Genomic DNA, 7,683 nt, shown 5'->3' with positions numbered 1-7,683 from the left:
CCCGCGCCCCGACCGCAACCGCTCCGACCGCTGGGTGCCGCTCAACGGCACCTGGGACCTCGACCTGCCCGACGGCACCGTCCCGGTCGTGGTGCCGTTCGCCTGGGAGACCACGGCCTCCGGCGTCGCGCGCACCTGGGTCGAGCACGCCACGTACCGCCGGTCGATCACCGTCCCCGCCGACTGGGCCGGGGCGCGTCCGCTGCTGTGCTTCGGCGCGGTGCACCACCGGGCCGTCGTCCGGGTCGACGGGGTGCCGGTCGCCGAGCACGTCGGCGGGCACACCCCGTTCGAGGTCGACCTGACCGGCGTCCTCGCGCCCGGTGCGACCGGCGTGCTGGAGGTCGAGGTCGATGCGCCGGCGGACAAGCGGTCGATCCCGCACGGCAAGCAGCGGTCGATCCCGCGCGACGACTACGACGGGGTGTCCTTCACGCCGACGTCCGGCATCTGGCAGAGCGTGTGGCTGGAGGCCCGCGGCTCGACGTACGCGGCGTCCGTCGCGGTGCGGGGCGACTCGCTCGCGGGGTTCGAGGTGACGGTGGCGCTGGCCGGCTCCGCGCCCGCCGGGGCCCGGGTCGAGGTCCAGGTCGTCGACGGGTCGGCCGCGGGGGAGCGGGTCTCGGTCGTGGCGGGCGCCGACGGCGTCGCGCGCGGCCGTCTCGACCTCGCGGAGCCGCGCACCTGGAGCCCCGCCGACCCGCACCTGTACGTGCTGGCGGTGTCGACCGACGACGGGACGCCGGGCGACGTGGACGCGGTCCGGGTGACCGCGGGCCTGCGCCGCGTCGAGACCGCGGGCGAGCACCTGCTGCTCAACGGCGAGCGCCTCTACGTCGCCGGCGTCCTCGACCAGGGCTACTGGCCCGGCACCGGCCCGACCGCGCCGGACGAGGCCGCGCTGCTCGCGGACCTGGAGCTCGCCCGGGACCTCGGCTACACGCTGGTCCGCAAGCACATCAAGCTCGAGGACCCGCGCTGGCTGCACGCCGCCGACCGGATGGGCATGCTCGTCTGGGCCGAGCCGCCGGCGCCGAGCCGGTTCAGCGAGGCCGCCGCCGCCGCGTTCGAGGCGCAGCTCGCGCCGATGGTCGACCGCGACGGCAACCACCCGTCCATCGTCATCTGGGGCCTCTACAACGAGGAGTGGGGCCTCGACTGGGACATCCCCGGCTCCCCGGAGCGCGCCGAGGCGGCGGCCCGGGCGTACGACCTGCTGCGGTCCCTCGACGACACCCGGCCGGTCGTGGAGAACTCCGGCTGGGCGCACGTCCGCACCGACCTGGTCGACTGGCACTACTACGACGAGGACCCCGCCACGTGGGCGGCGAACCTGGCGGCGCTCGCGGACGGCACCCGCGAGGACTTCCCGGTGAAGCTCGGCCCCGACTTCGTCGTGGACAAGTCGTTCTACGGGTCGGCGTCGTTCCCCCGAACCGGGGTGCCCGTGCTGAACAGCGAGTACGGCGCGGGGTTCACGTCGCTCGAGCGCGGCTGGCACCTGCGCTGGCAGACCCAGGAGATCCGCCGGCACGACCGGTTCGTGGGCTACGTCTACACCGAGCTCACCGACGTCGAGCACGAGATGGCCGGCCTGCGCGATGCGGACCGGCGCCCCAAGGACCTGGGCGGCGTCGACCCGCGGGACGTGAACGCGCCGACGACCCTCGTGCTCGACCTGGTCCCCGCGCACGCGGGCGCGGACATCGCCGTGCCGTCCGGGCCGCTGGACCTGGACGTGCACGTGTCGCACCACGGGGCGTCCCCGGTGCTCGGCCGGGTGCGGGCGGCGTGGGTCCCGGCGGGCACGCCGTTCGGCGCCGCGCCGGTCGCGGCGTCGGCCGAGTCGGAGCCCGTGAAGGCGGACCCGTACGTGCTGAGCGCGGCGGCGCGGCTGACCGTGCCGGCGCCCGGCGCGGTGCCGGCGGCCCGGCTGCACGTGTGGCTCGTCGACGAGGACGACCGCGTCCGAGCGCGCGCCTACGTCGACGCGGCCCCGATCGAGCCCCCGAACCGCCGCGGCGCGCGGCCCGCCACGTCCTGACCCGCGCGGGTGCCCCCGGCCGGGTGGTCGTGGCGGCACCCGCGCGCCAGGCTGTCGCGGCCGCCGTTACAGTGCGTCACGTGACCTCGTTCTACGACGACCCGGACGCCGCCATCGAGCGCGTGCAGGCCGACATCCGCGCCGCTCAGGAGCGCGCCGTCAAGGCGGCCGAGGTGAAGGAGGCGCTCGACCGGCTCCGCGGCCGCGCCCGCAGCCCGCGCGGCGAGGTGACCGCCGAGGCCGACCCGTCGGGGCAGCTGGTGGACCTCCGGCTCGCCGACGACGCGACCGACCTCGCGCCCCGGGACCTGGCGGCGCTGATCGTCGAGACGGTCCGCGCCGCCGGCCGGGACGCCGGGCGGCAGGCGCTCGCGATCACCGCCGACGCGTTCGGCGAGGAGTCGCCGGTGACCGAGCACCTCCGCGGCGAGCTCGCCGGCCGGCTGCGGTGATCGCGTGAGCGGGGGCTTCGAGGTCGACACCGAGGTCCTGCGGCGCCACAGCACGCGCGTCGGCCAGGTGTCCGGCGACCTCGGCACGGCGCAGTCGGCGGCCGGGTCCGTCGACCTGCACGGCGGGGCCTTCGGCGTCCTGTGCTCGTTCCTGCCGGGCATCGTCTCAGGCGTCGACGGCGCTGCCCGGGACGCCATCACGGCGATGCGCGAGGCCACCGACGGCATGGTCGCCGAGCTGGGCGCGATGGCGCGCTCGATCGACGAGGCGGACCAGCGCGTCGAGGAGCGGATGCGGTCGATCTCCCGGGTGCTCGACCGGTGACGGCCAACCCCCTGGTCGCGGGGCCGGTCGACACGTCGACAGCGTTCGGCGGGGCCGGCCTGCTCGACTCCGTGACCCAGCTGTCGGCGTCGTTGCAGTCGGGCGACTGGCTCGCCGCCGGACTGTCGGGCGTCGGCGTCGCCCTGGACACCGCCGCGGCCGTCATGGACCCGTTCGGCTCGCTGATCGCCGCCGGGCTCGGCTGGCTGATGGAGCACCTGGAGCCGCTCAAGGGCTGGCTCAACGACCTCACCGGCGACGCCGGCGCCGTGCTCGGGTTCGCCGCGACGTGGGAGAACATCGCGACCGCGATGAACGGCGCGGGCGACGAGCTGAACCGCGTCGTCACCGCCGACCTCGAGGCCATGTCGGGCGCCTCGGTCGTCGCGTACGCGGCCTACGCGAACAACCTCGCGGACCGGGTGCGCGCCGGCGGCGGGTCCGCCTCGGCGATGGCCTCCGCGCTGCGCACCTGCTCGACCGTCGTCCAGGTGGTGCACGACCTGGTCCGCGACACCCTGGCGCAGCTCGTCGGGTCGATCATCTCGTGGGCCGCCGAGCTCGTCCTCACCGTCGGGCTCGCGACGCCGTACGTGGTGTCGCAGGTGACGACGCGGGTGTCGTCGCTGGCGGTGCGGGTCGGGCGGTCCGTCACGGACCTGCTGACGTCGGCGAAGTCGCTCAAGGGTCTGCTCGAGGCGATGAAGGACGTGCTCGCGCGGCTGGCGTCCGGCGTGCGCGGGCGGCTGCCGGGCGGGGGTGGTGCGCCCTCGGCGCCGCGGGTGCCGACCGCGACAGGTGGGTCGTACCGGCCTCGGCCCATGAGCGATCTGCGCGCCCAGCAGTGGGCTGACGACATGTACGACGTCATCCGGGCCGACCCCGACTTCGTCGACTCCGTGGTCCGCGCGAATCCCGACTTCCAGGCGACCGACATCCGGGCCGCCGTGGATCACGTTTTCCACTCCGAGCACGTGCTCGGGGGAGGGCCGTACGGACCTCCCTACACCGGTCGGTTCGACGCGGATACGCCGAACGCCGAGGCGTGGCTGCGGCTACGGCAGGGCGAGGCGACCCCGACCGATCTCGTGATGCTGCGTCACGAGATCGCGGAGGCGGCATACGAGGCGGCCCACCCCGGTGCGACGTACCGGGAGTCGCACGCGCACGCGAACACGGTCGCCAACTGGGAGAATCTCCTGTAGGAGGAGCACATGGCGTCATCGGCATACGGTCGGCTCGTGTCGGCGGACGACGAGTTCGCTCGGTACGACTACGGGATCGACCCTGAGGACCCGCTGCGCGGGATCATCGTCATCCCCGTCCACGATCCGGAGTCGTGGTACATGGAGGGCCGCGACGACCACCCACGTATGGCACTCAGCGTGACGGCGCGCGCGGTCCGCGAGTTCGAGAAGTCCGGGAACTGGCCGGAGTGGGCGTCGATCTTCACGGGCTAGGCGGGACAGGCAGAGAGGGGACGCTGGTGATCCCGGTGGCTGATCCCGAGCGGTGGTACGTCGACGGCGGCGAGGAGAGGCCCGTGCTCGCACGCCACGTGCTGCACAAGGCACTCCGGCTCCAGCGGCGCGACGGCGCGTGGCCCCGCGACGCCTCGTTCTTCTCCTGATGTCGGAGCCGTACCGCGGGCCGGACCCGCAGAGCTGGAGCTCCGACGACCTGGACGGGCTCTCGCCCGAGGAGCGCCGGCGGCAGGTCGAAGGCATGCTGCGGCGCGTGCTCGAGGAGAGCTCCCGCCGGGTCGGCGAGCTGCGACCGGGGGACATCAGCGACCGCAAGGGCGCACTGCCGACGATCACCCACCTGGTGTCGACCCGCGAGGAGCGGAGCCGCCCGGGTCGGGGAACCGGCGCCTAGGCGGCCGGTCGAGCGGTCCGGGCCCGCCGGCGTCCCGTCCCGCGAGCCGGGGCGCAGCCTGCGGCGCGGTCGGCCGACCGCGCCGGTCGTGCGTCCACCGCGTACGCACTCCCGGGAGCCAGTTCGCGTCCGCCGGGCGTCACCGTGTACACAGTGCGTATGAGCGCGGTCCTGGTCTACGCCGACAAGATCGACGAGAACGCGGCGGAGGTCCGCTACGAGGTCCGCCGCGACCAGCCGGACGGCGCGGTCGACGGCGTCCTGGTGATCGAGACGTCGGGCGACCGCAGCACCTGGCACGTCGAGGGCCGGAACGCGTCGAGCGCGCTCGCGGGCCTGGTCGTCGGGCGCGCGGTCCGGCAGCGCGGCGAGCAAGGCGCCTGGCCGGACCGGGTCGCGCAGCAGTAGCGCCGCCCTACTCCGGGGCTGCCGCCAGCTCGTCCCACACCGGCCCGTAGCCGAGCCGCGCCTGCTCCATCGCCACGACCTCGCGCGCCAGCCCCGCCTCGGTCACGTCGACCGCCGCGACGGCCGCCGCGGCCACCGAGGACTCCCGCACGTAGGCGTCGAACACCCGGCGCTTGCCGGCCAGCAGCTCGACGATCCGCTCGTCCACGCCGTCCTCGGCGAGCAGCCGGTGCGCGACGACCGCCCGCACCTGGCCCATCCGGTGCAGCCGCGCGACCGCCTGCGACTCCGCGGACGGGGTGAGCTGCGGCTCGCAGAGCACCGCCACCGAGGCCGCCTGCAGGTTCAGCCCGACGCCGCCGACCGTGATCTGCGCGACCAGCACGCCGCCGCGCGGGCCGGCCGCGAAGGCGTCGATGACGGCCTGGCGCTCGTCGGCGGGGACGTCGCCGGTCAGCGGGCCGAACACCGGGACCGTGCCGGGTCCGGAGCCGAGCGCCGCGACGACGACGTCGAGCACGTCCCGGAAGTAGGAGAACACGACGGTCCGCTGCTGGTTCGCCGCCGCCTCCGCGACCACCTCGCGGAGCCGTCCGAGCTTGGTCGACTCGTCCGGGTCCGGCGTCAGCCAGGCCGCGCGGCGCATCGCCATGAAGTTCCCGCTCGCCACCGCGGCCCGGTAGACCTCCTCGCCGGCGGGGGACAGGTCCTCCCACTCGTCGACGAGCACCAGGTCCGGCAGCTCGACCAGCACGTCCGCCTGGTTGCGCCGGAGGTAGACGGGGGCGACGTCCCGGCGGAAGGTGTCGGCGCCGACGAGCCCCAGGTGCCGGGGGAGCGACCCGGCGAGGTCGGCGTCGAGCAGCCGCACGAGCGCCACGAAGTCCTCGATCCGGTTGTCCATCGGCGTGCCGGTGAGCAGCAGCACGCGCCACACGGCCGACGCCCACGCCGCGACCACCCGGGACCGCTGCGCCTCCGGGTTCTTCACGTAGTGCGCCTCGTCGACGACCAGCATCGCCACCTCGGGGCCGTCGAGCGGCACGTGCGCCAGCCCCTCGAAGGTGGTGACCCCGACGCCGCCCTCGGCCCGCCAGCGGGCGATCGCCGCCTCGCGGTCCGGCCCGTGCAGGCGGTGCCCGGCGAGGGTGGTCTTCGCCGCGACCTCGCGCAGCCAGTTGACCAGCACGCCGGCGGGGCAGACGACCAGGAAGCGGCGCTCGCCGGCGGCGGCGAGGTGCGCGATCGCCGCCAGCGCCTGCACGGTCTTGCCGAGGCCCATCTCGTCGCCGAGCAGCGCCCGGCCCTGGTTGAGCGCGAACCGCGCGCCGAACTCCTGGTACCCGCGCAGCGGCACCCGCATCGCGGACGGGTCCAGCGGGTGCGCGGCGACCCGCTCGGCGAGCTCGGTGGTGAGCAGCCCGCGCGCGGCGAGGACGTCCTGCGCGAGCGGGACGATCGTGCCGAGCACGCCGTACAGCTCGGCGGCGCGCCGCTCGAACACGTCCCACAGGGCCGGGCCGTCGGTGTCGGGGACGGCGCACGCGGCGGCGAGGCTCTCGACCGTCGCGGCCAGGCCGCCGTCGCCGTCGCCGCCCCCGTCGAGCGTCGCGTCCCAGCCCGCGAGCGCCGCGAGCGCCCGGCGCGCCCGGTCCCGGGTCACCCGCCGGGACAGCAGGAACCGCAGCCGTCCGGTCGCGGGCTCGGCCGACGCCGCGTGCACCGCGACGGCGGACGCGTACGCGGTGAGCGCCTCGCGGTGCGGCTCGACGAGGGGTCGCAGCCGGAGCAGCCGGTCGAGCAGCCGCAGCACCTCGGCGGTCGTCGCGGTGTCCGGCCGGCCGGAGCGGTCCACCTCGAGCCGCACCGGCACCCCGCTCCGCACGGCCTCGGCGAGCTGCTGCACCGCGGCGACGACGCTCCGGGCGGTCTGCGTCCCGACGCCCGGGACCTCGTCCAGGGTCGCCGCCGGGACCCCGAGCAGGTCGGCCGCGGTCGCGTACCCGGCGTCGGTCAGCGCGCGCAGCCGCAGGTTCCGGTCGGTCATGGCGCCGAGCTGCTCGACGGGGACGACGCCGAGCTCGGCGCGGACCCGCTCCTCACGGTCGCCCTCGACCAGCGCGGCCACCCGGACCGTCGCGCCGTCGAGGTGGTCGAGCACCGCGCGGGCGTGGGCCGCGAGGGCGGCGTGCCGGGCGAGCAGGTCGCGCGCGGCGGCACCGGGCTCGACGGGAGCGGGCTCGGCGGGGGACGCGGTGCTCATCGCCCGCGATGCTACGGCGCGGCCGTCGGGGTCGCCGTCGGGCTCGGGGTCGCGGCCGCCTCGGTCACCCGCACGGTCAGCACGTCGCACTGCACCGGGGACGACTCGGCGCACAGCCCCTCCGGCCCCAGCCACACCTCGACCCGGTCGCCGTCGCGCAGGTCGGCGACCGTGGCCTGCGACCCGTCAGCGGCCAGCACCGACGGCTCCCGCTGGGCCGACGCGAGCGCCATGCCCTCGTAGTACGGGTCCGACGCCTGCGTGAGCGACCCGCCCGCGACCACCCCGGTCACGTCCGGCGTCGGCTGCCCGC

The 7,683-nt window shown here is 75.9% G+C and carries 10 protein-coding genes; 8 read left to right on the top strand and 2 right to left on the bottom strand.

Annotated features, from left to right (window positions below):
- The 8 genes from G6556_RS15410 to G6556_RS15380 form a co-directional block, all read left to right on the top strand.
- The coding region (locus G6556_RS15410; RefSeq protein ID WP_166943311.1) for a glycoside hydrolase family 2 TIM barrel-domain containing protein at window positions 1-2,044 on the top strand (2,044 nt) is incomplete at its 5' end.
- Between the two features lie 80 nt (window positions 2,045-2,124).
- On the top strand, window positions 2,125-2,496 hold the full coding sequence (locus tag G6556_RS15405) for a YbaB/EbfC family nucleoid-associated protein (RefSeq protein ID WP_166943308.1): 372 nt from the start codon (window positions 2,125-2,127) through the stop codon (window positions 2,494-2,496).
- A 4-nt stretch (window positions 2,497-2,500) separates the two neighbouring features.
- Complete coding sequence (locus G6556_RS15400) at window positions 2,501-2,821, top strand: type VII secretion target (RefSeq protein WP_166943306.1); 321 nt, start codon at window positions 2,501-2,503, stop codon at window positions 2,819-2,821.
- Window positions 2,818-4,026 carry a hypothetical protein gene (locus G6556_RS15395; RefSeq protein ID WP_166943303.1) on the top strand — a complete coding sequence of 403 codons (1,209 nt, stop codon included), beginning with the start codon at window positions 2,818-2,820 and terminating at the stop codon, window positions 4,024-4,026. Before G6556_RS15400 ends, G6556_RS15395 begins: the two co-directional genes overlap by 4 nt.
- Window positions 4,027-4,062: 36 nt before the next feature.
- Window positions 4,063-4,281, top strand: a complete 219-nt coding sequence (locus G6556_RS15390) for a hypothetical protein (RefSeq protein ID WP_205693566.1) — start codon at window positions 4,063-4,065, stop codon at window positions 4,279-4,281.
- Window positions 4,282-4,316: 35 nt separating this feature from the next.
- Window positions 4,317-4,451 carry a hypothetical protein gene (locus tag G6556_RS20005; protein ID WP_277344774.1) on the top strand — a complete coding sequence of 45 codons (135 nt, stop codon included), beginning with the start codon at window positions 4,317-4,319 and terminating at the stop codon, window positions 4,449-4,451.
- Window positions 4,451-4,699: a hypothetical protein gene (locus G6556_RS15385; protein ID WP_166943297.1), complete on the top strand. Its 249-nt coding sequence runs from the start codon at window positions 4,451-4,453 to the stop codon at window positions 4,697-4,699. The genes G6556_RS20005 and G6556_RS15385 overlap by 1 nt, the downstream gene beginning before the upstream one ends.
- A 159-nt stretch (window positions 4,700-4,858) precedes the next feature.
- Window positions 4,859-5,107 (top strand): hypothetical protein, encoded by a 249-nt coding sequence (locus G6556_RS15380; protein ID WP_166943294.1) that lies wholly within the window; start codon window positions 4,859-4,861, stop codon window positions 5,105-5,107.
- Window positions 5,108-5,114: 7 nt separating this feature from the next.
- Here the strand turns inward: G6556_RS15380 and G6556_RS20000 are convergent, their stop codons facing one another.
- Window positions 5,115-7,370: a DEAD/DEAH box helicase gene (locus tag G6556_RS20000; RefSeq protein WP_166943291.1), complete on the bottom strand. Its 2,256-nt coding sequence runs from the start codon at window positions 7,368-7,370 to the stop codon at window positions 5,115-5,117.
- Between the two features lie 11 nt (window positions 7,371-7,381).
- A partial coding sequence (locus G6556_RS15370; protein WP_166943288.1) for a hypothetical protein occupies window positions 7,382-7,683 on the bottom strand: 302 nt, incomplete at its 5' end.

The organism is Cellulomonas sp. IC4_254 (assembly GCF_011603975.1).
Classification (GTDB): Bacteria; Actinomycetota; Actinomycetes; order Actinomycetales; family Cellulomonadaceae; genus Cellulomonas.
Note: the sequence above shows the minus strand (reverse complement) of the source record. Positions and strands in the feature narration are given on the sequence as shown.

What these genes read in the sequence shown, in the direction of transcription:
- G6556_RS15385 (WP_166943297.1), top strand. Translation starts at nt 4,451, where the DNA reads ATGTCGGAGCCGTACCGCGGGCCGGACCCGCAGAGCTGGAGCTCCGAC.
- G6556_RS15380 (WP_166943294.1), top strand. Translation starts at nt 4,859, where the DNA reads ATGAGCGCGGTCCTGGTCTACGCCGACAAGATCGACGAGAACGCGGCG.
- G6556_RS20000 (WP_166943291.1), bottom strand. Translation starts at nt 7,370, where the DNA reads ATGAGCACCGCGTCCCCCGCCGAGCCCGCTCCCGTCGAGCCCGGTGCC.